Genomic DNA, 24,283 nt, shown 5'->3' on the forward strand with positions numbered 1-24,283 from the left:
GAGCTCTCATGGCCCATTAGAGATCATGAGCCATCCAATCTAGGTATTAAAAAACACAACCGCTTATTTTTATGGTAAATTAGACTTATACATAAGTTAATGAAGAAATCGAATTATCAAGGGAGCGTTAATATGGATATCAACAATAAAGCTGTCATTTTTCACTCTGGTAAAGAAGAGTATGCGATACCGGTCGGCCATGTTATTTCAATTGAAAAACCTGAGGGCATCACTTCTATTCCCCAGCTGCCTGATTATGTGGTAGGGATTACGAAGGTAAGGGGAGAATTGGTTCCTGTTATTGATTTTGCGAGTATTCTTTATGGGACGAGAGAGTCCACTGAAGATAAAAAACTGATTGTGTTAAAGTCGGATATTTTATCTTTAGGAATAATCGTTCATGAAGCAAGTGAAATTCTTGATATACCGGAAGGGGCACTTAAACAAGTCGGCTTAATGGCTTACTCACGCACCAAATATTTTTCAGGAGTTATAAATTTGGAAGACCGCCTGATTACGATGATTGATCCGGACGTTCTTGTCGAAAGCCTCGATGGCATCAGGGAAATCCAGGATTATATGAAGGCTCATCAATAATTTTTGAATGCATGTCGCAGCCGGCATGCATTTTTACATGGGAAAAGTGTGCTCTAAAGCCAACTGTAGTACACTATTAGTAAGAAGTTTCACATAAAAAAAGGATTGGTCAGTATGCATCCTCACTACCCTAAAAAAGGAAGAGTCATTCTCCATGTTGATATGAATAGTTTCTATGCTTCTGTGGAAGCGGCCTATAATCCAGAACTGAAGGGGAAGCCTCTGGCAATTGCAGGGAACCCCGATGAAAGAAGAGGGATTATCGTTACGTGCAGCTATGAAGCAAGAAGCTTCGGGGTCAAGACCACTATGCCTCTGTGGGAAGCAAAAAAGCTTTGTCCACAATTAATTATTATGCGCCCTAATTTTGAGCGTTACCGTGCTGCCTCACAAGGTATGTTTGACATTCTCAGACAGTACTCCCAGTTGGTTGAACCGGTTTCTATAGACGAGGGCTATGTTGATATTACAGACAGCTTCTCCTTGGGAAGTCCGCTTTTCATTGCTGAGTCGATTCAGAATCAGGTTTTGTCACAGCTTGATCTGCCCTGCAGTATCGGGATTGCTCCAAATAAATTCCTTGCCAAAACAGCTTCTGACATGAAGAAACCGATGGGAATTACAGTACTGCGTAAACGGGATCTCCCCTTAAAGCTGTGGCCGCTTGATGTAAAAGAGATGCATGGTATTGGAGAAAAGACCGCCCTGAAGTTAAACTCGGTGGGAATTAATACTATAAGGGAGCTGGCTGCTGCAAATGACATTATTTTGAAGTCACAGCTGGGAATCAACGGGCTGAGGTTGAAATCCCGTGCTAACGGGAGCGATGACAGGCCGGTGGATCCCGATTCTGTCTATGATTTTAAAAGCATTGGAAATTCAACCACATTGCCGAGGGATACAGCCAACCAGAAAGAGCTTTTATCCACTCTGAATCAGCTTTCTGCCAAAGTCGCCTCGCGCATGAAATCAAAGGATACATTGGCTTCGACGATCATCATTACGTTGAGGTTCAAAGATCGAAAGACGATTACAAGAAGCAAAAAGTTGAAGAATCCGGCTCGTACCCAGGAGGAAATTTTTGAAGTAGCCAAAGCCTTGTTTCTTGAACACTGGAATGGAAATTCGATCAGGCTGCTTGGGGTAACCGGACAGGATCTTGTCGAGCGTGATGAAGCGGCATTGCAGCTTGACCTTTTTTCGTATGAAGAACATGCGAAGAAAGAGCCTTTGTATGAGACCATTGAGAAGCTGCAATCCAAGTTTGGCAAAAAGATGATTCAAAGAGGTTTGGCTGCGAAACAGAACAAGCGTGACCCTCATCATGATACAAGCTTCAACAAGGATTTCTTGAGAGAAGACAAGTAGTTGGAGAATATATTTTTGTTTAATTCTTTGGTTATTTTGCTTGTGACAATGTCACACTAAGGGCAGGAGTGTATTGTTTGCACTATGGACGCAAACTTTGTTAAATTTATAAGGATTGTTTACTTATTAAATACAATAATGAAAGGACGTTAGAACATGTCGAAACAACAAATCGGTGTGATCGGCCTTGCTGTAATGGGGAAAAACCTGGCATGGAATATTGAAAGTAGAGGATATTCGGTGTCTGTTTATAATCGTTCACGTGAAAAAACGGATGAGATGCTGCAAGAATCCAAAGGGAAAAATGTAACAGGTACATATAGCATTGAGGAGTTCGTTCAATCTCTGGAAACTCCAAGAAAAATTTTGTTGATGGTAAAAGCCGGCGGTCCTACTGACGCAACCATTGAACAATTGAAGCCTCATCTTGATAAAGGTGATATTTTAATCGATGGTGGCAACACATTCTTCGAAGATACCCGCAGAAGAAACCATGAATTAAGTGAATCAGGTATCCACTTCATCGGTACCGGTGTTTCCGGCGGAGAAGAAGGTGCTCTTACTGGGCCATCCATCATGCCTGGCGGACAAAAAGAAGCTTATGAGCTAGTGGCGCCAATCTTCAAGGATATCGCTGCAAAAGTAAATGGCGAAGCTTGTACTACTTATATCGGTCCAGATGGTGCCGGCCACTATGTAAAAATGGTCCACAACGGCATTGAATATGGAGACATGCAGTTAATCGCGGAATCTTACTTCTTGCTGAAGCATGTCCTTGGGTTCAGTGCAGAAGAGCTGCATGAAACATTTGCTGAGTGGAATAAAGGAGAACTGGACAGCTACCTGATTGAAATCACTGCTGACATCTTTACGAAGAAAGATGATGAAACCGGCAAGCCGATGGTAGATGTAATCCTAGATAAAGCTGGCCAAAAGGGAACAGGTAAATGGACTAGCCAAAGTGCGCTTGATCTTGGCGTATCACTCCCGATCATCACGGAATCTGTTTTTGCCCGCTTTATTTCAAGCATCAAAGATGAAAGAGTGAAAGCAAGCAAAATTCTTTCCGGGCCTGAGACAAAACCTTTTGAAGGTGACAAAAAAGCGTTGGTTGAATCAATCAGAAAAGCTCTTTATATGAGTAAAATCTGTTCTTATGCACAAGGGTTTGCGCAAATGCGTGCAGCTTCAGATGAATATGGATGGGACTTAAGCTACGGGGAAATCGCGATGATTTTCCGTGGAGGCTGTATTATCCGTGCCCAGTTCCTGCAAAAAATCAAAGATGCCTATGACAGAGAACCGAATCTTTCCAACCTGCTTCTTGATGACTACTTCAAGGAGATTGTTGAAAACTATCAATATGCATTGCGTGACGTCATCTCGACAGCAGTGCAAAACGGTATCCCTGTACCAGGCTTCTCTGCTGCCCTTTCTTACTATGACAGCTATCGCACAGAAACACTTCCTGCTAATCTTATTCAGGCGCAGCGTGACTATTTTGGTGCCCATACGTATGAACGTACAGACAAAGAAGGAATCTTCCATACTGAGTGGATGTCTAAATAACCAAGAAAAGCTCTCCAGCCAATGCTGGAGAGCTTTTCTTATTGGATGAAATGGTAACTTACATTAAATTTCCTCATCTTTATAAGAAAAGAGGATCAACTTGTAAGGTTTCATTTCCTCATCTTTTTCCTTCTTCACCTCTCGCTTGTCCACCAGTTTCCTTACTTCGTCATTAAGGTGCTGCCATTCTTCTTGGGTGAGCTCCAAACCGTATTCCGTGAACATGGCGCTGTTCTCCTGCCTTGATGGATCACCTTCTAAATCTTTTTTTAATACATTTAATCCCTTATTCAAACTGAACATAATCTTTGAAATCAGAAACTCCTTATGTTCCATGGCAAATTCTCCTTCAAAGCTGAAGGAGATATCGTCCTCATAGAGATGCTTCGATGAATAATACTTTTCGATGATATTGCCTGTTTTTCTTTCCTCAACAACCATTATTAAACCAAGATTTTGCAGCTTTTGAATTGGATAGTACAGGCGGGATTGTTTTTCACCCAGCTCTGAAGAAATCTCTTTTACTGTCTTACTGCTGAATTTCACACTTGTGATAATCCTCTCCAGCTTTGGGTCAAAAATGGCTTTAGCCACTTCCAGATTATCAATCTTCAAGCCAATCACCTCTCATTTTTTTACCTATATCTATTTTATCAGATTATTACGATAAAAAATATCGTAGCGTTAAAATTATTTTTAACAAAATCGTTTACAAAATATATTTTATCGTTTAAAATTATTTTAACGAAAAAATATATTTGATTAGAGGGGGAGATAATGATGCTTCAATTACTCAAAAATCATTCCTATCGTCGTTTGTGGTCTGCTCAGGTAATATCTGAATTGGGAGATGGAATCTCACATTTGCTGATTTTATTTCTTGCTTCAAAGTTGACCAGCAACCCAATGATATTTGGTTATATCCTTATTGCCCGCCATCTTCCTGGAATGTTGTTTGGGACCCTTGTCGGTCCATTGGTAGATCGATTGTCAAGAAAATGGATGATGATTGGCGCCGATTTATACCGGTTTGTGATTGTTTTATTAATGATTGCCAGCCAGTCGTCCATTACACTGCTGCTCATCCTGATTTTTTTGCAGGGAATCGGTGCAGTCTTCTTTGAACCAGCGAAGTCAGCCGTCATCCCGACCATCATGACGAAGGATGAGATACCGGCAGCTGTGAGCCTTTCCCAGTCAACCTACATGATGATGATGATTGTTGCTCCTTCTATTGGGGGATTTCTCTTACTTCTAGAACAAGTTTCACTGATTTTCGTGCTCGATGCGATCACATTTTTAGTTTCAGGATTGATCCTGCTAAGGTTGAAGGTCTATAAAGGAGAAGAAGGGGCTCGTCATGAAAAGGAGAAAGAATCTTATCTTTTATCCCTGAAGCAGGGGGTTCAGTCAGTATCCAGCAATCGGTTTATTACAGGGATATTCATCCTTCTGACCTCTGCTGTTTTCGTACTGAGTATCATAAGTGCCAATGTATATGCAATTATCCTGAATGTTTTTGAGGTAAACCAGGTTCATTTCGGTATGCTGGAATCACTTGAAGGCGCTTTTGGCATCCTGGGTGCTCTCGCGGTGCCATTTTTCATGAAAAAGGTGAAGAATAAAACCCTAATCATGTATTCTTTCTGTTTTACGGGATTATTAGCGGCTTTAGTAATCCCCGTGTATGACTTACATAGAATGTTCCCGCTGGCTTCTCTGTATATATGGATGAGCGTGATTGGAGCCACTAATCCATTCATCAATATCCCTTTGAACAGCATGCTGATGCAGGGAGTGCCGGAAGAACTTCTCGGGAGGATATCAGGAATGCTGACAGCCAGTATCAACGGAAGCCTGCTTGCCGGGCTCCTGCTTGGAGGTTGGCTGGCTTCACTGCTTGGACCATTATGGACAGTAACCGCAGGCGGCCTGAGTCTGGTCGCTGTCAGCCTGATCTTTCCATTCTCCAATTTTTATGGCTTTCTTACAGTTGCCATGCCCTCTGAGAAGGCACAGGAGAACACAGGATGAAAATATAAGGGGGGCAGGAGGCATGGGGGGAAGACCAGTATGCCACCAGGGTATATGTGGAGCACATAAAAAAAAGACCCATCAATGACGAGTCTTTCTTTAGTTTCTGCTTATATTGCCAACTGTCGATTATCCAATCAATTCATCCATCAGGATCACTCGTGCAGGGGAGGCATCTGTTCCCTGAATTTTTAATGGTGCGGCTACCATGAAGTAGGATCCTTCTTCGATATCCTTTAGCTGAAGGCCTTCCATGATGATGATGCCGCTGCCCATTAGAGTGCGGTGAGTAGGATGTCCTTCCTGTGCTCTTTCTATCCCAAGAGAATCGATTCCTGTACCGGCAATCTTTTTCTCTTTCAGGTACGCAGCTGCATCTTCCGCTACATAAATGAAGTCAAAGTTGAACTCCGTGTCCCAGGAATTCTTTGTTTTGAAAAGAAGAAAATCATTTTCTTGGATATCATAGTTTTCGATATCTTTCTTTGTGATTTTCTCTTCAACAGAACTTAAGTCAAGCACTTTTACAGGACGTACCAGCTGCTGAATATCGATTGTTTCAATCGTTTCACCGTCATTGATCATGTGAAGAGGAGCATCCACGTGTGTTCCTGTATGCACATCCAACGAGATTCTTGACTCTGTTACATGTCCGTTTGTGTTTGTGTTGATTTCCGGCTGTTTTTCCGGCTTGTTTTTGTATACTGGCATTCCATCAAAGATGGGTGCGGTGATATCGTAGATTTTCAAAAGAAAACATCCTTTCTATTATGACTAGCAGTCTTCCACTTCGATTTCTGAAAATGGCCACCAGAAGAATCCGTCTTGCGCAAGGAGCTTGTCTGCAGCCAATGGGCCCATTGTTCCTGCTTTATAGTTCGGGAATTCGTCTTCTGTTGTGTTTTCCCAGACGCTTGAAATGGTATCCGTGAATGCCCAGGAAAGTTTTACTTCATCCCAGTGCGTGAAGTTGGTTGCGTCTCCTCGCATACAGTCGTGCAGAAGCTTCTCGTAAGCTTCTGGTGTATTCATCCCGTCAATGCCATTATTGACGAAATTCAACTTTACAGGAGTGGTTTCGATATTCTGTCCCGTTTTCTTGGCATTCAGGTGAAGAGTGATGCCTTCATCCGGCTGAATATGGATGACAAGCAGGTTAGGTGCAAGCTGTTTGTCTGTATTGTAATAAAGGTTCATCGGGATGTCCTTGAACTGAATCACAATTTTCGTGGACTTGGCCTTCATTCTTTTTCCTGTCCGGATATAGAAAGGCATTCCCGCCCAGCGGAAGTTATCGATCATCAATTTCCCGGCAACAAATGTTTCAGTATTGGATTCAGAATCAATATTATTTCCTTCGCGGTATCCAGGCACATCGCTGCCTTTCATATTGCCCGCATCATATTGTCCCCGGACAAAGTAGTCTTTGACCTCTTCTTGCTTCATCGGGCGAAGCGCTCTCAGCACTTTTACTTTTTCACTTCTGATTTCATCTGTTGTCAGCTTGATCGGCGGCTCCATTGCCAGGAGTGCCACCATTTGCATCATATGGTTTTGAACCATGTCTCTTAGTGCACCGCTTTTTTCATAGTATCGGCCCCGGTCTTCGACACCAAGCTCTTCACTGGAGGTGACCTGGATATTTGAAATATAGCGGCTATTCCATAATGGCTCAAACAGAGCGTTGGCAAAACGGATCACTTCAATATTCTGGACCATTTCCTTGCCGAGGTAGTGATCGATACGATAGATCTCTTCTTCTGAAAAAGATGCACGGATCTGGTCATTCAAAACTTCTGCAGAAGCAAGGTCATGCCCAAACGGCTTTTCAATGACAAGTCGCTTGAAGCCAGCTGTGTCTGTCAGTCCATCCTGTTTGAGATGGTCAGTAATCGTTCCAAAAAATTCAGGCGCCATAGCAAGATAGAAAATCCTGTTTCCTTGCAGCTCGTATTGTTCATCCAGTTTGTTCGCCAAGCCATTTAACTCTATGTATGAATTGCTGTCTGAAACATCGTTCGACTGATAATAGAAATGAGAGACGAATTCTTCGATATTCTCATCCTTGCCGATTGAAGTCAAAACCGAGTCTTTAACATGCTGCTGAAAATCTTCAGTAGACAACTGCCGGCGGGCAACCCCTATGACTGCAAAGTTCTTGGCAATCTTTCCTTTCCTGAACAGGTGATAGAGAGAAGGAAACAGCTTTCTTTTGGCCAAATCTCCAGTTGCGCCGAAAATCATTAGTAAAGTTGATGGGGTATCATTATGTTTCACTGCTAAGACCTCACTTTTTTCCTATTAAATAAAATTTCACTTGTACTGAAACTGCTTTCTCAAGCAAATGACCATTAATGTGAAAAAGTTTATAGTATTATATGGGCTGAAACTATATTCAAAAAACGCTCTATTTACAAGGGGTTAAGTGATTTTCGCTCCAGGCGTGTGACTCTGCCTCCATGTCAACAACAATGTAAATAATCTAACAAAACCAAACCTTTTAGAAAAAACAGCCTTTAAAAGAACTCTATACAAGTACTTAATTTTAAAGACTTCAGTTGCAATTAGCAAATCATATGCTGTATATATTTCGACAAGTACTTTCTATATATTACACAATAATCGTTCTTCGTGACATACTAATTTTTAATTTATGTCATGCTGAAATTATTTTCTTACTTCATTATATTGTCTCTAATCAGCATTCTTATTACTTTATGCTATTATTAACTGTAAAAAGGAGAGGAGTGAACGAAGTGGATCTGCTTTTTTTAGGAACTGGCGCAGGAGTACCTGCGAAATCCAGAAATGTTACTTCAATTGCGTTAAAACTGTTAGAAGAAAGAGGCGCTGTCTGGCTGTTTGATTGCGGGGAAGCTACACAGCACCAAATTTTACATACAACCTTAAAACCAAGGAAAATCGAAAAAATCTTCATTACCCATCTTCATGGAGATCATATTTTCGGGCTTCCCGGTCTACTGGGAAGCCGTTCATTTCAAGGGGGAGAAACAAAACTGACGGTCTACGGCCCGCCGGGGATTAAAGAGTTTATTGAAGTCTCTCTATCGATAAGCGGAACACATCTTCTTTATCCATTAGATATAGTAGAAATAGAAGATGGTTTAATTTTTGAAGATGACCAGTTTTCTGTAGAAGCCCGGTTGCTTGACCACGCCCTGCCGACCTTTGGCTACCGGATCATGGAAAAAGACAAGCCGGGTGTTCTTCATGCTGAAAAATTAAAAGAATCAGGAGTAAAGCCCGGCCCTCTATTTAAAAGGCTTAAAGAAGGGGAGACTGTGACTCTTGAAGATGGAAGGATCATCAACGGTGCCGATTATCTCGGCCAGCCTGTAAAAGGGAGGATTGTGGCAGTTCTGGGAGATACAAGGCCTGTTGAAGCTGCGCAGGTACTTGCGGAAAATGCGGATGCACTTATCCACGAAGCGACTTTCAGCAAAGATCAGGAAGAGATGGCACATAATTATTTTCATTCCACCACAAAACAGGCGGCGGAAACAGCCTTCAATGCAAAAGTCAAAAAGCTGTACCTGACTCATATCAGCTCCCGGTTTACTGAAGCAGAGTGGCCGATTCTTGAGCAGGAAGCCCGCGAAGTTTTTCCGGAAAGTTACATAGCAAGGGACTTTTTTGAAGTTTCAATAGAATTACATAGAGAGGAAGAATGAAGATGAAGAACTTATATATCGTTCGCCATGCTAAAGCAGAAGGACAGCCGCCGGAAGCAAAGCTCACATCACTTGGAGAAGAACAGGCGCAGTCCCTGGTTGAATTTTTTGCGGATAGAGAAATAGATGCGGTATACAGCAGTCCGTATTTAAGAGCGGTAAAAACAATCGAGCCGCTTGCTGATAAGAGGGGGATATCTATCATACAGGATGACCGTCTTGGCGAAAGAATCTTGAGCGGCAGTCCCACTGATGACTGGATGGTTCACCTGGAAAAAAGTTTTGATGATTTTGACCTTGTGCTGGAGGGAGGAGAATCAAATCGTACTGCCTGCGAACGTGCTTCTTCCTTTTTAGAAGATATAGTAAAAGGGGAACATGAGAATATTGTTGCGGTCAGCCATGGGAATTTAACGACGCTGCTGCTTAGGTATTTTGATGGCCGCTTTGGCTATAAAGAACTGATGGAACTGAGCAATCCGGATGTTTACCATATTGTTTTCGAAGACGGAGAACCGGTTGTCAACCGCATTTGGAGTGAATAGAGGTACCGGGGGGTTCTGGTTTCTATTTATGAGCCAAAATTTAAATATATGAGTATTTGTCCGTTAATTCTCAGCTGAAACCTTCCAAAAATACATGTTCAAAAGATCCGAATAAAAAGAGTACAGCATCTCCGCTGTACTCTTTTAATCCTTCTTCTTTTACCACGCCCGGCCATATTGCTTAGGCGCTTCGATTTCAATTCCAAGCTCTCTTGCTGCCGTTCTCGGCCAATAAGGATCCCGTAAAAATTCCCTTGCCAGCAAAATGAGGTCGGCGCGCTCGTTTTGCAGAATTTCCTCTGCTTGAATCCCGGTTGTGATCAGTCCGACGGCACCGACAGCAATATCGGCCTGGCTGCGGATGGTTTCGGCCAGTTTCACTTGATAGCCGGGATACACTGGGATTTTTGCAGGTACTACTGCCCCTGAGCTGACATCAATCAGGTCGACTCCCTGTTCTTTCATCCAAGCGGAGTACACAGCGTAATTCTCTGCATCCAAACCGCCGCCTGCATAGTCTTTGGCTGAAACACGAACGAACAAGGGACCATTCCAGACAGAGTTGACTGCTTCTATTACTTCGCGAAGGAAGCGGTAGCGATTTTCTGGAGTCCCGCCGTATTCATCCGTTCGTTCATTTGAAAGAGGAGAAAGGAATTCATTAATTAAATAGCCATGGGCTCCATGAATCTCGATTACATCATATCCCGCTTGTTTAGCTCTTTCGGCTCCCTGTTTGAACGCTGAGATTGTCTCATCAATTTCAGTCTTGGTCATTTCCTTTGGTGTTTTCATTTTTTCATTGAAAGGAATAGCTGAAGGGGCGATGATGTCTCCTTCAATGACAGCCTTTCTGCCTGCGTGGGCAAGCTGGATTCCGACATGGGCTCCTTGCTCTTTCATAAGTGAAACCAGTTCGCTTAATCCTTCAACATGGTCATCACTCCAAATTCCCAGGTCCTGGGGGGAAATCCGTCCTTGAGGTGTTACGGCTGTCGCTTCCTGGATAATCAGGCCCGTGCCGCCGACCGCCCTGCTTGTATAGTGGGTTTTGTGCCAGTTTTCAACTTTCCCATCTTCATTATGGGAAGAATACATGCACATTGGCGCCATGACAATTCTGTTTTTCAATGTAATGTTTTTAATTTTATATGGTTCAAATAGCTTGGCTGACATTCCATCCGCTCCTTTATGATATTTCGTGTTCCTAAAGACATGATTATTATATCAACTGAGAATTTGCTGAAAAAGGATTTTGCCTAGTTCTTATCCATTTTCCTGAGTTCTTTCAACGAGTACTTCGTGCCTCTCCACAAGACTCCGCCCCGGACAAACGTGAGCAGCACCGCTCTGATAATACTGTAAGTGAAAATCAGGGCCGTAAGCGGGAGGACGAGGAACAAAGCCGGAGAAAAGGTGGTCATTTTTCTAATCACCGCCCTGTAGCTGAGAAAAATCAGGATGATAGCGGCACCACTTAAAATCTGTACTTGCAGGTCCGGAATCAGCAGTGCCATAAAGGGAAGCACCTGGGAAAATAACACCCCTGATATCGCCAGGATCACCATTGAATAGCGGTAATACAGGCCGGCGAAGGTGTTTTTCTCTAGCCCTTGAAGCGCGGATCTCAGGGTAGGATACCATTCAACTGAGAGAAGGTTGATTGCCGTCACGATTCTCTGCTCGAGTTTATGTTTTTTTATAAGAGCTCCCAGCTGCAAATCATCGTCCGGGCGGTTTTTTAAGCTCTCATGGGTACCGATTTCCTCGTATGCCCTTCGTGTGACCAGGTTAAAGGCACCGATCCCCATTCCGATTGAAGAACGTTCGTCATTCGCCTTCCATGGCCTTTTATAATAGGAAAACCCGAAGAGGAAAAAGGCAATGAATGTCTTCAGCCAGAAGCCTTTTGCTGTTAAGGAAGGGGCCGCAGTCAAGTGATCGGCCTTTTCCATTTGCAGTGCATTGACAGCTTTTGACAGCACCTCAGGATTGTAATGCACATCGGCATCTGTAAACAAAAGCAGCTCTCCATGAGAGTGCAAATATCCTTGAAATAGTGCATGATTTTTTCCGAGCCACCCTTTCGGCAGTGTGTCTAAATGAAGGGCTTTAATTCTGCAGTCTTTTCCTGCAAGCCGGTCAATCTTATTTCCGGTTTTATCAGTTGAACGATCATTTACGATAATCCATTCAATCCTTTCATACTCCAGCTTCAGTTGTGACAGAATGCTCTTTTCGATTGTGTCCTCCTCATTCCGGGCGGGAACGATGATGGATACGAGCGGTCCGTCATGGCGGGACTCTGTTTTCTCCAGAGGATGGATATTTCGCATTCCCAAACCTATATCTGCAAAAATAATGCTCCAGCCAATCAAGTTGACGATTATTAGTATTTCAATCATTTATCATTCTCCTGTGCATTTTAGGCTGCGTTTTGCATTTCCATTATTGTTCTCTATTTTAACAAGTAGTATTTCTTGATGCAGTTTTGGATGTTTAAGAACTTTGCAGTGTGAAATTTACTCCTTTTCATGACATCTGCAGATAAAAGGGGTAAAATAAAAGAATGAACACTCATTCATTTTTAATATTTCGAAAAAGTGGTGAAGAATATGATTGCCAAATGGGCTGGAGATATAGCGAAGATTGTCCTTCCGACTCCGTTTGCCGTAGGAGATGTGAATGTCTATCTTGTAAAAGGAGAGGCATTGAGCCTGATTGATGTGGGACCGCTGACACAGGAGGCAAGGGACGTATTGGATGTAAACATGGCGGAACTGGGTTATTCTGTCGGGGATATCGATCAAATTATTTTGACCCATCATCATCCCGACCATGCTGGAATGCTTGACTGGATGCCGGACAATATTGATATCATTGGCCACCCTGCGAATGAAAGGTGGCTTATCAGGCAAGATGAGTTCCTTGAAGAACATGACCGATTTTATATAAAGCTGTTCATGCAGGCCGGTTTGCCGCAGGAATATTTTCCTTTTATCAAAAAGATCAGATCGCCTCTTAAGTTTATGGGGCACAGGGGGTTGACGCGCACCACCAATAAAGGAGAATCCCTTCCCGGCATGAAGGATTGGACGGTTCTGGAAACCCTTGGGCATGCTCAGAGCCACTTGTCTTTCTGGCGTGAAAAAGACGGTGTCATGATTGCTGGAGATCATATCTTAGCGGATATATCCCCAAACCCTTTAATTGAACCTCCTGAAAAAGAGGGGATGGAAAGGCCGAAGCCGATGCTTCAATATAATCAGTCGCTTCACGAGCTGCTGCAGGTTGACATCAGCCTGGCTTACACAGGCCACGGAGGAGAAGTGGCGGACGTTCACGCTCTTATACATAAGAGGCTGAAGAAGCAGCATGAGCGCGCGATGCATGTAAAAGCCATGCTTGTAAATAATCCGCAGCCGCTTTTTTCACTATGCCAAAAACTGTTCCCGGCCGTTTATCGTAAAGAACTTGGCTTGACCCTGTCTGAAACGCAGGCTCAAATTGACTATCTTCTGGCAAGACAGGAAGTACATTGTGAAGAGCGGAAAGGTGTCTTGTTTTATTTCTGTTAGAAGGAAGGTGCAGGCTAATGAACCACCGTTTGAAAAATAAAAATGTCGTGATTACCGGGGCCTCTGGAGGAATTGGAGAGAGAATTGCCATTAAAGCGGCTGAACAGGGTGCCAACGTTGTACTGATTGCCCGTAATGCAGAACGACTGAAGGAAATCGGGCAAACCATTGAGAGAGAATACAAAGTGAATGCCTTCATTCACAGTGTTGACGTGTCTGACTTTAGCTCGCTTCCCTCTGTGTTTCAATCCATCTACCGAGAAGCGGGCAATGTGGATGTACTTGTCAACAATGCCGGCTATGGAATTTTTGATGAGGCAGATGAAGCGAACTTTGAGGATATCAAAGGAATGTTTGATGTGAATGTCTTAGGCCTGATCGCCTGTACAAAACATGTGCTGCCAATCATGAAGAAGAGAAAATCAGGCCACATCATCAATATTGCCTCTCAGGCGGGCAAGCTGGCGACACCGAAATCCAGTGCCTATTCAGCGTCAAAGCATGCGGTCCTTGGATTCACCAACAGCTTGCGGATGGAAACGGCATCTTCCAACATCTTTGTCACTGCCGTCAATCCCGGCCCGATTGCCACCAACTTTTTCAACGTGGCCGACCGTTCAGGAACGTATGAAAAAAACGTGGAGCGCCTTATGCTTAATCCTGATGCCGTCGCTGAAAAGATTGTGGGCAAAATGCTTACAAACACAAGAGAAATCAACCTGCCGCGCTGGATGAATGCCGGCAGTGTAGTCTATACACTGTTCCCCGGGATTGTCGAAAAGCTCGGGAAGAATGCTTTTTTTAAGAAATAAGTTTAGTTTGCAGTCCAAGGGTTTCCTTGGACTGTTTTTTCATTGTTTGCAATCAGCTTTCTTTCCATGGGGTTTTACCTTATTGCCCATTTCTTGCTGTTTCTCCTTTTTTGTCCAGGCGCGCATAAATTTTCTCCGTGTTCCAGCAAAATATATTTGAAAACGAACGTATATTCGTATACAATTTTAGATAAAATAGAACGAATGTTCCCTTTTTGAAAGGAGTGGAAAAATTGACTGTCGACTATAGTGAGCTTCCTGACCAGAAGATTTTATGCATCGATATGAAGAGTTTTTATGCAAGCTGTACGGCTGTCATGATGGGGCTGGATCCTTTGGACTGCTATTTGGCAATTGCCGGAAAGCTGGATCGTCCCGGAAGTGTCATACTGGCCGCTTCTCCAAAATTAAAAAAGGAATTCGGCATCAAAACGGGCTCCCGCCTGTTCGAAGTTCCTAAAGACCCCAAAATTATGGTGGTGGAGCCGGCGATGGCCACCTACATCCGCATCTCCACCGAAATCACCCGTTTATTTCACCGTTATGTTCCCAAAGATGCGATCCACACATACAGTGTCGACGAAAGTTTTTTGAAAATTGACGGCACAGCGAGCCTGTGGGGGGATGCCCATACGATCGCCTGGAAAATCAAGCAGGATATCGAAAGGGAGTTTCAGCTTCCCTGCGCCATCGGCATTGGGCCGAACATGCTGATGTCCAAACTGTGCCTCGATTTGGAAGCGAAAAAATATGGTGTTTCCGAATGGACATATGAAGAGGTACCCAGTAAATTATGGCCCGTTTCTCCCTTAAGCGAAATGTGGGGAATCGGAAGGCGTCTTGAAAAAACACTGAACCGAATGGGCATTTTCAACGTTGGCCAGCTTGCGAAGTATGATTTGGAAAAGCTCGAAAGCAAGTTCGGCATCATGGGCAATCAGCTTTACTATCACGCATGGGGAGTCGACCTGTCAGAGATCGGGGCCCCGATTATGGAAGGGCAGGTCAGCTTCGGAAAAAGCCAGATCCTTCTCCGCGACTACAAGGAGGAGAAGGAAATCAAAAGTGTCATATTGGAAATGTGTGAAGAGGTAGCCAGGAGAACCCGCCATCATCGCCAGGCCGGCCGTACAATCAGCCTTGGTGTCGGCTACAGCCAGGAGGAATTTGGAGGAGGTTTTCAGCGGTCCCGCTCCATCGAAGAACCAACCAATATCACGATGGACTTGTACAGAGTCTGCCTCGAACTTTTTAAAGAAAACTACAATGGAAAAACCGTTCGCAGCATCTCCATCAGCCTCGCCAACCTCTCGCCGGACGAAAGCATGCAAATCAGCCTGTTTGAACCCGACCGCTGGAAGAAACGGGAACTGGGCTACGTCGTCGACCAGATCCGCCATAAATACGGTTCGGGTGCACTGCTGCGGGCCATTTCCTACACTGCTGCAGGCACTGCCAAACACAGGGCTACCCTGGTAGGAGGGCATAAGGCATAGTTCAGAGCAGAATATTATGCTCCATGTAAACAGTGTACTTCCTGCTGAAAATGGACACAAACGCCTAAATCAATAGAGAAAGAGGGGATGCAAATGAATCGCGACCGTGGAAGAATTAAATGGACCTCCATGATGCTTCCGGAGCACGTAAAGCTGCTGAGGGACTGGGCAAAGGAAGACAGTTTTGAACAGCGCAAGAAAGTAGATGAACAACGGCTTGAGGAGCTCAATGAAGTAACCGCTGAAGCCATGGAGTTCAGCCGGCTGGTCACCATCACCCATTATGCCGGACGGCGCCATGAACTGCTTATCGGCCGGGTTCATTACTACGACGGCTTAAACAGCAAGCTTCATGTCGTTGACCAGTTTGAGAAGACATACTATTTATCCATCAATGATATTGCCGATATTCGTTTTACAGAAGAGTTTTAAAGGCGCGGTGAGAAAGAGAAAAGCCTGGAATGAAAGAGGAAACCCTCTTTTGTTCCAGGCTTATGTTTGCAGCTTATAAAACGGCTGGTGTAATCCAGCTTCAGGCTAAATAGATGCTTTTCGTGGACTATTCTTCATCCAGAACTTTTTCTGCACGTACGCAGGATTCAAACTTGCCTTTATGGGAAGCATCACAGAACGGCATCTTTGAAGAAAGTCCGCAGCGGCATAAAGAAAATACATTTTTCGTTGGAAAAACGTTGCCTTCAGCGTCAATAAGTTCTACATCGCCGGTCACCTTTAATGATCCATTGTCATTTACTTTGATTTGTACTTTTGTCATCATCAATCATCCTTTCTACTATGTAACAAAGAGTCCCCACCTTGATAGTAAGTGGAAGGATGAAAAAATGCAACAATTTCCATGGAGAAGAGGGATCCGCCGCTCAATCCCGAAAAATGAACAGGCAATTCATGATATGATAAAATCAAACAAAAAGCGGAACACCAAGGAGGACTAAATAACATGGAGATCACCATCACCACGAATGCGCTGGAAGTACTGAAGGAAAGAATAGGGGATACAGAAGGTTTTCTGAAAATAAAATATGATACAGAAGGGTGCGGCTGTGCAGTGAGCGGCATCCCTGTCCTCGAGTATGTCGAAAAAAAGGGAGATGAGGACATCGAAATCACGACAGATTCAATGCCCGTTCTGGTCGAAAAGTCAAAACAGGTATTTTACGATAACATCATGAAAATTGACTTTTCAAGTTCTTCCAATACCTTTCAGCTAAAGAGTCCGTCACAAATATTGAACGGGAGAATGAATTTTATCATGCGTTAACCCGGCGAAAAAAGGATGGTCCATTTACATATAAGTAGTTCAGTTTTGGAGTGCAAAACACGATTTGTACCCTTAAATGAACTGCTTTTTTCATAGGAAACTAAAATACTAATCTGCGCCCTGATTCGTAAGGTAAAGTGTAACCAAAACTGGCAGCCTTCCGGAAAGAAGATGGTAAGATGAAGTGAAGATGGTTTCTTGATGATAGGAAGTCCTATCTTAAAGTGAGGGGGCGCAGATCCATAAAATAAGGGAAGATTTTTCCCTTAAACTGCAAAACTGGCTGATTGAGCGATAAATAAGGGAAGATTTTTCCCTTATTCCTGATACAGCACCACATTTGACATGATTTTCATATGAATAGCGGTAAATATTTCCCTTATTACAACGATTTTTAGCGACTTTTCCAAAATAAGGGAAGTTTCTTCCCTTATTTTCATCAGTTCATGCTGCTGACTTTCTTTGGGCCAATAAGATTACACTAGGGGGCACCTATTTGTTACGTGAAGAAAAGCCGGTTTTCATACAGTAAACCCGCTGCATATTGGAACCCTTATGAAAGAGCGAATTATAACCATAATGGACAAAATCAAGGATGGTTTTTTTTCCATTTCGCAAGATGAAATATATATTTTAATGTTGTGGAAACGTGTGTGAAACTACCTGCGAAAGGACACTTGAAAGTAGATAATTTGCTGCAATACCAATAAGAAATAGCATACGAATATGGGTGCGAATTCGCATGCTAAAGACTTTGGATTTTGACATTTTGCACCTCTGAAGTGAACTACTTAAATTGCATGGACCATCCTTTTTTACACACAATAAGAAGAGGACGAACTCGCTGAATTTCGTCCTCTTCTTATTGTCATTTCGCTTTTCTCCTCAACAACCGAACCCGTTATAATCACAACGGCCATCCTTTTTACTGGGAAATAGAAGAGGCTGGAATCATCTCTTCCAGGAAATCATCTATTGCCTTTTCATACTCTTGTTTATTTTCATTATAAGATTGGGCGTGCAGGCCGTTCACAGCCAGATACAGCTTCTTGCTGCCGGGCTTTTTATCAAACAGTTCCTGGGTCATCGAGGACAAGATGAAATCATCCTGGATACTGTGGATGAACAACACCGGCTTTTGGATATTTTCAACGACTGACCGCGGTGAGATGTCTTTCAGTGTATATCCTTCACGAAGCTTGAGAAACAAGTCGGCGAGCGGCAGAAGCAAGCCTCCTACGGGCAGCTTCACTTCTTTTGTCATGCGGTAGGAAAGCTGGTCGCCAAAATCGGAATAGGGACAATCCGCAATATAAAAGTCGGCCCGGTCTTCAATGGATCCTGCATAAAGCAGCATGGTCGCCGCACCCATTGATTCACCGTGGATGCCGAAAAAAAGATCATCCCCCTGGCGTTTGATAAGCTCATCGACAACGGCTTTCAGATCATGTTTTTCAAAAAAACCGTAACTTGACGTTTTTCCGCCTGACTCCCCGTGGCGGCGATGGTCATAAATCACGGCGTTAAAACCCTTCTTCAGAAAAAGATTCATATATTTAAGTGAGTTAAACTTGTTTTCAGTCACCCCGTGACAAAAAATCATATACTTATTGCCGGGATTTGGTTGCACAAAAACCGCTTTAATCGTATAACCAAACGGAGAGGCGATGCTGACTTCTTCTTTTGGAAGCGCCTGGTATTCTTCTAAATTTAACCGGCCAGCGGATATTTCCCTGCTGAGTATCACCTGTTCATCCTTCTTTTTTAAATACATAAACCGGTTGGTCAGGTAGATGCCGAGACCAGCGGCAGCCGCAAAAGTCCCGCCTACAGCAGGAAGCCACTTTTTCATGATAAAAATCCTCCAAAAAAATTAAGTTATCTATATTTTACCACTACATGTAAAACAGGTATAGAAAACGCTCTCGCAGCAGGGGGGCGACTTTATAGTTATGGACTGCATGCCGGGTACATCAGAAAAAGAAAGAAATGAAAATGATGACCTCTGCAGTGGGAGCGAAGTACATCAAAAGAGAAAAACCACAGGATGATGTCCCACGTGTCGGGAGCGAGGGACATCAAAGGGAAAAAACCACAAAATGATGCACCTCGCATTGGAAGCGAAGTACATCAAAAAAGAAAAATCACAAAATGATGCACCTCGCATTGGAAGCGAAGTACATCAAAAGAGAAAAACCAAAAAATGATACCCCGTGCAACTACATCCAACAAAAAACAGCCGGCCCGTACACATACGGACCGACTGTTTATAACCGAATAACCTGCAAATTACTGTTCGGAATTCTGGCGGTTTGTTGGGTGAACCGCTTTATTTAATTCTTCTTTTGAAATGACATTCTGTACAGTATCAGCATTAGGTTTCCCTTTTTGGCTGTATCCTTTTTCACGCTTTTGGCTCATGATATTCTTCCTTTCCTAAATAAGATATAGCATTAGGATGCTCCAGGCAGGAAAGGCTATTCAAATTTTTGGGAAGATGAGTGCAGACGGTGGTAGCCGCTTTCAATCGTTCGCGAAAGATGCGGTGCGACAATATCGACAGCGTCGACAAGTTTGTCGAGGTCGACTCCGGTATTGATCCCCATTTGTTCGAGCATATAGACGACATCCTCTGTAGCGGCGTTTCCTGAAGCCCCGGGAGCAAATGGACAACCGCCGAGACCGCCTGCAGAAGTGTCAAAGCGGTCAACTCCAGCCTGCAGGGAAGCAAGGATGTTGGCAAGAGCCATCTTCCGGGTGTCATGGAAATGAGCGGTCATCAGCACTTCAGGAAGATCCTTTTTCAGAAGTGAGAAAAGCTCGTAGGATTCTTTAGGGTTTGCCATGCCGATGGTATCCGCTACGCTGAGTTCATCGGCGCCCATTTCAACAAATTCTTTGCACAACTGAACGGTTTCTTGTGCAGGAATTTTTCCTTCATAAGGGCAATAGAATGAGGTAGAGATGCAGGCGCGGACAAAGTATCCTTTATCTTTCAGCTCACGAATGATGGGACGCAGCTCTTCAAGGCTTTCAGAAGTAGTCTTATTGATGTTCTTCTTGTTAAAAGTATTGCTCACGCCTACAAACACAGCAACTGCTTTACCCCTTGTTTCGAGAACACGGTCAACCCCTTTGCGGTTTGGAGCGAGTACGATGTCGCGCTCACTGTCCAGGCAGGCTTCAACAATCTCGCCGGCATCTTTCATTTGCGGCACCCATTTCGGAGAAACAAATGATGTCAGTTCCATCTCTTTCAGACCGGCCGCCTTTAGAGCTCCGATGAATTGCTTTTTGATTTCGGTTGGCACAAAGTTTTTTTCATTTTGCAGACCGTCACGGGGGCCGACTTCGATGATCGTGACTTTTTTCGGTAAGTTCATTGAGATTCCTCCAGATACAGAATAAGTTCTAATACTATTGTAGAAAAATTCAGATTTAAAAATCAACTGTAAATTTTTTGACGAATTAAAAGGAATTTAACCGCTTACATAGAAATTAATATAAGTAGACTGTAAAAAGACAGGGCATAAGGAGGACAAACACATGGCGAAAGAAATCGTAATAGTAAGCGCAGTCCGTACTGCAATCGGCAGTTTTAACGGATCTTTAAAGGATATCTCAGCACCGGAGCTGGGAGCGGTTGTAATCAAAGACGCTTTGCAAAAAGCGGGAGTTTCAGTAAACGATGTGGATGAAGTGATCATGGGGAACGTTTTGCAGGCGGGGTTAGGACAGAACCCTGCGAGACAGGCAGCATTGAAAGCAGGAATGCCTGAAACAGTTCCAGCTATGACAATCAATAAAGTATGCGGATCAGGTCTGAAAACAGTTCACCTGGCAGCACAGGCCATCCTTGCTGGTGATGCTGATATCGTTGTAGCCGGCGGAATGGAGAACATGAGCCAGGCTCCATACTTGCTGCCAAAAGCCAGAAACGGTTACAGAATGGGAGACGGCAAAGTAGTGGACAGCATGATTTCCGACGGCTTGTGGTGTGCGTTCAATGACTATCACATGGGGATGACAGCTGAAAACCTGTGTGACCGATATTCCATTTCTCGTGAAGAGCAGGATGAATTTGCGGCATGGAGCCAGGAGAAAGCTGCAAAAGCGATGGAAGGCGGGAAGTTCGACAATGAAATCGTACCTGTTGAAATCCCGCAGAGAAAGGGAGATCCGATTGTATTCAAAACGGATGAGTTCCCGCGCAAGAGTTCCACTGCAGAGAAACTGTCCGGCTTGAGAGCCGCATTTAAAAAAGAAGGCAGTGTGACGGCAGGGAATGCATCAGGCATTAATGACGGTGCAGCCGCTGTAGTCGTAATGTCAAAAGAAAAGGCAGAAGAACTTGGAATCAAGCCGCTTGTAACCATTAAAGCGAATGCCAATGCTGCCGTCGATCCTGCAGTCATGGGAATCGGTCCTGTTTCAGCAGTGAAGAGAGTGCTCGAGAAATCAAGCTTATCGCTTGGTGACATTGAATTGGTTGAAGCCAACGAAGCGTTTGCTGCACAGTCGCTGGCAGTGGACCGCGAATTGCAATTTGATAAAGAAAGGCTGAATGTAAACGGCGGAGCGATTGCACTTGGACATCCGATTGGCGCAAGCGGAACCCGTATCCTTGTAACCCTGATTCATGAGATGGAGCGCAGGAATGCGAAGCTGGGCCTTGCAACGCTTTGCATAGGCGGAGGCCAGGGTGTAGCAACTGTAGTCGAAAAGGCTTAACCAGCTTAAAAAGGGTTCAAATAGAAAGCAGAGGAGGAGAAGGGATGAAACAAGTATATACTTCTTTTAATGAAGCTATTGCAGATATTAAAGATGGGGCCACCTTGATGGTCGGCGGATTTGGGTTATGCGGAATTCCCGAAAACCTGATTCTCGCTCTTGTTGACAAGGGAGTGAAAGACTTAACGGTCATTTCCAATAACTGCGGTGTGGATGACTGGGGTCTCGGATTGTTATTGCGCAATAGACAAATCAAAAAAATGATCGGCTCATATGTAGGTGAAAATAAAGAGTTTGAAAGGCAGGTTCTTTCAGGGGAGATTGAAGTCGAGCTTGTTCCTCAGGGGACACTTGCCGAAAAAATTCGTGCAGGCGGAGCAGGTATCCCGGCATTTTATACACCGGCAGGAGTCGGAACCCCGATTGCTGAAGGAAAAGAAACACGTACCTTCAATGGCAAAGAGTATTTACTTGAGGAAGCGTATACTGCTGACTTCAGCCTGGTACGTGCTTGGAAAGGCGATAAAATGGGGAATTTGATTTATAACAAAACGGCAAGGAACTTCAATCCGATGATTGCTGCTGCCGGCAAAGTGACGATTGCAGAGGTGGAAGAGCTTGTTGAAACAGGCGATCTCAATCCTAATGAGGTCCATACACCAAGCATATATGTGAAACGTATCATTCAGGCGGAACAGGAAAAACGCATTGAAAGAAGAACCGTCAGCCAATAAATAGTATACGAAGGGAAAGGAGAGAAGAAAATGGATCGTGCAAAAATGAGAGAAAAGATTGCCAGAAGAGCAGAAAAAGAGATACAGGATGGATTCTATGTCAATTTGGGAATCGGCATGCCGACACTGGTGGCCAACTATATATCTGACAATAAACAGGTTGTCCTTCAATCCGAGAACGGTTTGCTTGGAATCGGCCCTTATCCTTCCGAGGAAGAGGTAGATGCCGACCTGATCAATGCCGGAAAAGAAACGGTAACGGCAATTCCGGGATCTGTTTACTTTGACAGCTCCGAATCGTTCGCGATGATTCGCGGAGGGCATATCAATGTTGCGATTTTGGGTGGAATGGAAGTATCTGAAAAAGGAAACCTCGCCAACTGGATGATCCCGGGTAAGATGATCAAAGGGATGGGCGGAGCGATGGACCTTGTTCATGGAGCACGAAGGATTATCGTTATTATGGAACACGTAAACAAAAACGGTGAAGGGAAAATCCTGAAGGAGTGCAGCCTTCCTCTCACAGGTGAAGGGGTTGTGGACAGGATCATTACCGACAGAGCCGTCATTGATGTAACCGACAAAGGTCTCGTTCTTCGTGAAGTGGCAGAAGGCTATACAGTAGAAGACATTACGTCAACGACAGAGCCCGAATTAATCATCGATGACAGTCTGGTGACAGATGCATTCTAAAAGTTACTATTAAAAGAGGAGAAGCCAGAGTGCTTCTCTTTTTTTGTTTTTTTGATAAAATCAAAGTGAAGTTCTCTGACTTGGATACCATTGCGGCGTCGGCGTACTTGATTTTGGAAAAAAGAAAATCGGCACCCCTGAAGAGGCGGAATGGCGCAGTCGAATCTGAAAAAAAGAAAATTGACACCCGTGGAGAGTCGGTCTGACGCCATCGAATCCGAAAAAAAGAAAATCGACAACCCCAGCAAGACCTTTTGAAGTCATCCAATGTCAATATTCAATAATAAAACTGCACAGGAGGAAGACGGCATGAAGAAAAAACAAAAACAGCAAAAGCGTACATCCTCAAAAAACAATGATGAAGTGACACTGAAAGAATCGCTGCAGTCAGATGTATTTCAAGCGCTAAAAGATAAAAAGAAAGAACTTGAAAAAGCAGAAAGTGTCCGTAAAGAAGAGGAAGCGGAAAGAAAAAGGGAAGAAGCGAGACAAAGAGAAAAAAACAAATCTTTCGAAGAACTACTCGGGGAAAGCAGCATGAACTGGAAGGACTTTAAATAATGACCAGAAAAGTGGAAGTTACACCCTATAACCCACTTTGGAAAGAGCAATTTCTTCATGAAAAAAAGCGGCTGAATAAAGTTTTTCAAAGAGACAATGCCATTATTCATCATATTGGATCGACATCTGTTGAAGGATTGGCGGCAAAACCGATCATAGATTTCTTGATTGAGGTACCGGATATAAGTACTGCGGATGAGAGAACTCCTGAATTAGAGACCTTGGGATACGAAGCAAAAGGGGAAAACGGAATTCCTAACCGCAGATATTTTTTCATGGAAAATGAACAAGGCATAAGGCTGTTCCATGTTCATATCTTTCCTTCCGGCAGCGAAGAAGTAATGCGGCATCTTGTTTTTCGGGATTATTTAAGAACCTTTAAAGACGAAGCTGAGAAATATGGCAGGATAAAAAGCGACTTAGCGGCCAAGCATCCAACGAATATTAATGCGTACATAGAAGGGAAAAACAATTTTGTTCAGGAGATGGAAAAGAGAGCAATGGAATGGAAAAGGGATTCACTTGGTTGAAAGAATCTTACCAGCTGATGAAGTAAAAAGGAAAACAGAAGAAGAGTTGACCCTGGTCAACTCT

General features: G+C 43.7%; 25 protein-coding genes. 16 read left to right on the forward strand and 9 right to left on the reverse strand.

All coding sequences use genetic code 11. The features are described from left to right. The first annotated feature begins 132 nt into the window (after window positions 1-132). The 3 genes from M1E09_RS07040 (at window position 133) to gndA (ending at window position 3,534) form a co-directional block, all read left to right on the forward strand. Entirely contained in the window at window positions 133-597 is a 465-nt protein-coding gene (locus tag M1E09_RS07040; protein WP_456274131.1) for a chemotaxis protein CheW, read from the forward strand. A gap of 114 nt (window positions 598-711) precedes the next feature. After that, window positions 712-1,965 (forward strand): DNA polymerase IV, encoded by a 1,254-nt coding sequence (locus M1E09_RS07045; RefSeq protein WP_456274132.1) that lies wholly within the window; start codon window positions 712-714, stop codon window positions 1,963-1,965. 156 nt (window positions 1,966-2,121) lie between these two features. Beyond that, window positions 2,122-3,534: an NADP-dependent phosphogluconate dehydrogenase gene (gene gndA, locus M1E09_RS07050; protein ID WP_456274133.1), complete on the forward strand. Its 1,413-nt coding sequence runs from the start codon at window positions 2,122-2,124 to the stop codon at window positions 3,532-3,534. Window positions 3,535-3,597: 63 nt separating this feature from the next. On the opposite strand, the gene M1E09_RS07055 is transcribed toward gndA, so the two are convergent. Further along, window positions 3,598-4,158, reverse strand: coding sequence for an ArsR family transcriptional regulator (locus tag M1E09_RS07055; protein WP_456274134.1), 561 nt, complete (start codon window positions 4,156-4,158; stop codon window positions 3,598-3,600). 153 nt (window positions 4,159-4,311) lie between these two features. On the opposite strand from M1E09_RS07055, the gene M1E09_RS07060 reads away from it, so the two are divergent. Continuing rightward, window positions 4,312-5,568: an MFS transporter gene (locus M1E09_RS07060; protein WP_456274135.1), complete on the forward strand. Its 1,257-nt coding sequence runs from the start codon at window positions 4,312-4,314 to the stop codon at window positions 5,566-5,568. Between the two features lie 129 nt (window positions 5,569-5,697). Here the strand turns inward: M1E09_RS07060 and M1E09_RS07065 are convergent, their stop codons facing one another. Both M1E09_RS07065 and zwf read right to left on the reverse strand, forming a co-directional pair. Further along, complete coding sequence (locus tag M1E09_RS07065) at window positions 5,698-6,318, reverse strand: cyclase family protein (protein WP_456274136.1); 621 nt, start codon at window positions 6,316-6,318, stop codon at window positions 5,698-5,700. Window positions 6,319-6,342: 24 nt separating this feature from the next. Then, on the reverse strand, window positions 6,343-7,812 hold the full coding sequence (gene zwf, locus M1E09_RS07070) for a glucose-6-phosphate dehydrogenase (RefSeq protein ID WP_456274926.1): 1,470 nt from the start codon (window positions 7,810-7,812) through the stop codon (window positions 6,343-6,345). A 512-nt stretch (window positions 7,813-8,324) separates the two neighbouring features. On the opposite strand from zwf, the gene rnz reads away from it, so the two are divergent. Together rnz and M1E09_RS07080 are read left to right on the forward strand one after the other, a co-directional pair. After that, window positions 8,325-9,260, forward strand: coding sequence for a ribonuclease Z (gene rnz / locus M1E09_RS07075; protein WP_456274137.1), 936 nt, complete (start codon window positions 8,325-8,327; stop codon window positions 9,258-9,260). Window positions 9,261-9,262: 2 nt separating this feature from the next. Further along, on the forward strand, window positions 9,263-9,805 hold the full coding sequence (locus M1E09_RS07080) for a histidine phosphatase family protein (protein WP_456274138.1): 543 nt from the start codon (window positions 9,263-9,265) through the stop codon (window positions 9,803-9,805). 159 nt (window positions 9,806-9,964) lie between these two features. Here M1E09_RS07080 and namA read toward each other — a convergent pair whose 3' ends face one another. Both namA and M1E09_RS07090 read right to left on the reverse strand, forming a co-directional pair. Further along, entirely contained in the window at window positions 9,965-10,981 is a 1,017-nt protein-coding gene (gene namA / locus M1E09_RS07085) for an NADPH dehydrogenase NamA (RefSeq protein ID WP_456274139.1), read from the reverse strand. 83 nt (window positions 10,982-11,064) lie between these two features. Further along, window positions 11,065-12,210, reverse strand: coding sequence for a glycosyltransferase (locus M1E09_RS07090; protein ID WP_456274140.1), 1,146 nt, complete (start codon window positions 12,208-12,210; stop codon window positions 11,065-11,067). Window positions 12,211-12,420: 210 nt separating this feature from the next. On the opposite strand from M1E09_RS07090, the gene M1E09_RS07095 reads away from it, so the two are divergent. From M1E09_RS07095 to M1E09_RS07110, 4 genes are all read left to right on the forward strand, one after another. Continuing rightward, window positions 12,421-13,383: an MBL fold metallo-hydrolase gene (locus tag M1E09_RS07095; protein WP_456274141.1), complete on the forward strand. Its 963-nt coding sequence runs from the start codon at window positions 12,421-12,423 to the stop codon at window positions 13,381-13,383. Between the two features lie 17 nt (window positions 13,384-13,400). Then, window positions 13,401-14,195 carry an SDR family NAD(P)-dependent oxidoreductase gene (locus tag M1E09_RS07100; RefSeq protein WP_456274142.1) on the forward strand — a complete coding sequence of 265 codons (795 nt, stop codon included), beginning with the start codon at window positions 13,401-13,403 and terminating at the stop codon, window positions 14,193-14,195. A gap of 284 nt (window positions 14,196-14,479) precedes the next feature. Beyond that, a complete protein-coding gene (locus M1E09_RS07105; protein WP_456274927.1) occupies window positions 14,480-15,691 on the forward strand; it encodes a Y-family DNA polymerase in 1,212 nt (403 codons plus the stop codon). Between the two features lie 93 nt (window positions 15,692-15,784). Then, on the forward strand, window positions 15,785-16,123 hold the full coding sequence (locus M1E09_RS07110; protein ID WP_456274143.1) for a YolD-like family protein: 339 nt from the start codon (window positions 15,785-15,787) through the stop codon (window positions 16,121-16,123). Window positions 16,124-16,250: 127 nt separating this feature from the next. Here M1E09_RS07110 and M1E09_RS07115 read toward each other — a convergent pair whose 3' ends face one another. Continuing rightward, on the reverse strand, window positions 16,251-16,466 hold the full coding sequence (locus M1E09_RS07115) for a CDGSH iron-sulfur domain-containing protein (protein WP_456274928.1): 216 nt from the start codon (window positions 16,464-16,466) through the stop codon (window positions 16,251-16,253). 183 nt (window positions 16,467-16,649) lie between these two features. Here M1E09_RS07115 and M1E09_RS07120 point away from each other — a divergent pair, with 183 nt between their 5' ends. After that, a complete protein-coding gene (locus tag M1E09_RS07120; protein WP_456274144.1) occupies window positions 16,650-16,970 on the forward strand; it encodes an iron-sulfur cluster biosynthesis family protein in 321 nt (106 codons plus the stop codon). A gap of 925 nt (window positions 16,971-17,895) precedes the next feature. Here the strand turns inward: M1E09_RS07120 and M1E09_RS07125 are convergent. From M1E09_RS07125 to M1E09_RS07135, 3 genes are all read right to left on the reverse strand, one after another. After that, the gene (locus M1E09_RS07125) at window positions 17,896-18,822 is read right to left on the reverse strand and encodes an alpha/beta hydrolase (protein ID WP_456274145.1); all 927 of its coding nucleotides are present in this window, start codon (window positions 18,820-18,822) and stop codon (window positions 17,896-17,898) included. Window positions 18,823-19,259: 437 nt separating this feature from the next. After that, window positions 19,260-19,391: a hypothetical protein gene (locus M1E09_RS07130; protein WP_456274146.1), complete on the reverse strand. Its 132-nt coding sequence runs from the start codon at window positions 19,389-19,391 to the stop codon at window positions 19,260-19,262. Window positions 19,392-19,447: 56 nt separating this feature from the next. Beyond that, window positions 19,448-20,353, reverse strand: coding sequence for a hydroxymethylglutaryl-CoA lyase (locus M1E09_RS07135; protein ID WP_456274147.1), 906 nt, complete (start codon window positions 20,351-20,353; stop codon window positions 19,448-19,450). A gap of 163 nt (window positions 20,354-20,516) precedes the next feature. On the opposite strand from M1E09_RS07135, the gene M1E09_RS07140 reads away from it, so the two are divergent. The 5 genes from M1E09_RS07140 to M1E09_RS07160 all read left to right on the forward strand — a co-directional run bounded on the left by M1E09_RS07140 (window position 20,517) and on the right by M1E09_RS07160 (window position 24,219). Beyond that, complete coding sequence (locus M1E09_RS07140; RefSeq protein ID WP_456274148.1) at window positions 20,517-21,701, forward strand: acetyl-CoA C-acetyltransferase; 1,185 nt, start codon at window positions 20,517-20,519, stop codon at window positions 21,699-21,701. Window positions 21,702-21,745: 44 nt separating this feature from the next. Next, on the forward strand, window positions 21,746-22,435 hold the full coding sequence (locus M1E09_RS07145) for a CoA transferase subunit A (RefSeq protein WP_456274149.1): 690 nt from the start codon (window positions 21,746-21,748) through the stop codon (window positions 22,433-22,435). 45 nt (window positions 22,436-22,480) lie between these two features. Continuing rightward, a complete protein-coding gene (locus M1E09_RS07150; protein WP_456274929.1) occupies window positions 22,481-23,128 on the forward strand; it encodes a CoA transferase subunit B in 648 nt (215 codons plus the stop codon). A 309-nt stretch (window positions 23,129-23,437) separates the two neighbouring features. Next, complete coding sequence (locus tag M1E09_RS07155) at window positions 23,438-23,689, forward strand: YqkE family protein (protein ID WP_456274150.1); 252 nt, start codon at window positions 23,438-23,440, stop codon at window positions 23,687-23,689. Continuing rightward, complete coding sequence (locus M1E09_RS07160) at window positions 23,689-24,219, forward strand: GrpB family protein (protein WP_456274151.1); 531 nt, start codon at window positions 23,689-23,691, stop codon at window positions 24,217-24,219. The genes M1E09_RS07155 and M1E09_RS07160 overlap by 1 nt, the downstream gene beginning before the upstream one ends. The last annotated feature ends 64 nt before the right edge of the window (window positions 24,220-24,283 follow it).

The organism is Bacillus sp. AK031 (assembly GCF_053903065.1).

Coding starts and splice junctions, on each gene's coding strand:
- M1E09_RS07040 (WP_456274131.1), top strand. CDS start 133: ATGGATATCAACAATAAAGCTGTCATTTTTCACTCTGGTAAAGAAGAG.
- M1E09_RS07045 (WP_456274132.1), top strand. CDS start 712: ATGCATCCTCACTACCCTAAAAAAGGAAGAGTCATTCTCCATGTTGAT.
- gndA (WP_456274133.1), top strand. CDS start 2,122: ATGTCGAAACAACAAATCGGTGTGATCGGCCTTGCTGTAATGGGGAAA.
- M1E09_RS07060 (WP_456274135.1), top strand. CDS start 4,312: ATGATGCTTCAATTACTCAAAAATCATTCCTATCGTCGTTTGTGGTCT.
- zwf (WP_456274926.1), bottom strand. CDS start 7,812: ATGATTTTCGGCGCAACTGGAGATTTGGCCAAAAGAAAGCTGTTTCCT.
- M1E09_RS07080 (WP_456274138.1), top strand. CDS start 9,263: ATGAAGAACTTATATATCGTTCGCCATGCTAAAGCAGAAGGACAGCCG.
- namA (WP_456274139.1), bottom strand. CDS start 10,981: ATGTCAGCCAAGCTATTTGAACCATATAAAATTAAAAACATTACATTG.
- M1E09_RS07090 (WP_456274140.1), bottom strand. CDS start 12,210: ATGATTGAAATACTAATAATCGTCAACTTGATTGGCTGGAGCATTATT.
- M1E09_RS07095 (WP_456274141.1), top strand. CDS start 12,421: ATGATTGCCAAATGGGCTGGAGATATAGCGAAGATTGTCCTTCCGACT.
- M1E09_RS07100 (WP_456274142.1), top strand. CDS start 13,401: ATGAACCACCGTTTGAAAAATAAAAATGTCGTGATTACCGGGGCCTCT.
- M1E09_RS07105 (WP_456274927.1), top strand. CDS start 14,480: ATGAAGAGTTTTTATGCAAGCTGTACGGCTGTCATGATGGGGCTGGAT.
- M1E09_RS07110 (WP_456274143.1), top strand. CDS start 15,785: ATGAATCGCGACCGTGGAAGAATTAAATGGACCTCCATGATGCTTCCG.
- M1E09_RS07115 (WP_456274928.1), bottom strand. CDS start 16,466: ATGACAAAAGTACAAATCAAAGTAAATGACAATGGATCATTAAAGGTG.
- M1E09_RS07120 (WP_456274144.1), top strand. CDS start 16,650: ATGGAGATCACCATCACCACGAATGCGCTGGAAGTACTGAAGGAAAGA.
- M1E09_RS07125 (WP_456274145.1), bottom strand. CDS start 18,822: ATGAAAAAGTGGCTTCCTGCTGTAGGCGGGACTTTTGCGGCTGCCGCT.
- M1E09_RS07130 (WP_456274146.1), bottom strand. CDS start 19,391: ATGAGCCAAAAGCGTGAAAAAGGATACAGCCAAAAAGGGAAACCTAAT.
- M1E09_RS07135 (WP_456274147.1), bottom strand. CDS start 20,353: ATGAACTTACCGAAAAAAGTCACGATCATCGAAGTCGGCCCCCGTGAC.
- M1E09_RS07140 (WP_456274148.1), top strand. CDS start 20,517: ATGGCGAAAGAAATCGTAATAGTAAGCGCAGTCCGTACTGCAATCGGC.
- M1E09_RS07145 (WP_456274149.1), top strand. CDS start 21,746: ATGAAACAAGTATATACTTCTTTTAATGAAGCTATTGCAGATATTAAA.
- M1E09_RS07150 (WP_456274929.1), top strand. CDS start 22,481: ATGAGAGAAAAGATTGCCAGAAGAGCAGAAAAAGAGATACAGGATGGA.
- M1E09_RS07155 (WP_456274150.1), top strand. CDS start 23,438: ATGAAGAAAAAACAAAAACAGCAAAAGCGTACATCCTCAAAAAACAAT.
- M1E09_RS07160 (WP_456274151.1), top strand. CDS start 23,689: ATGACCAGAAAAGTGGAAGTTACACCCTATAACCCACTTTGGAAAGAG.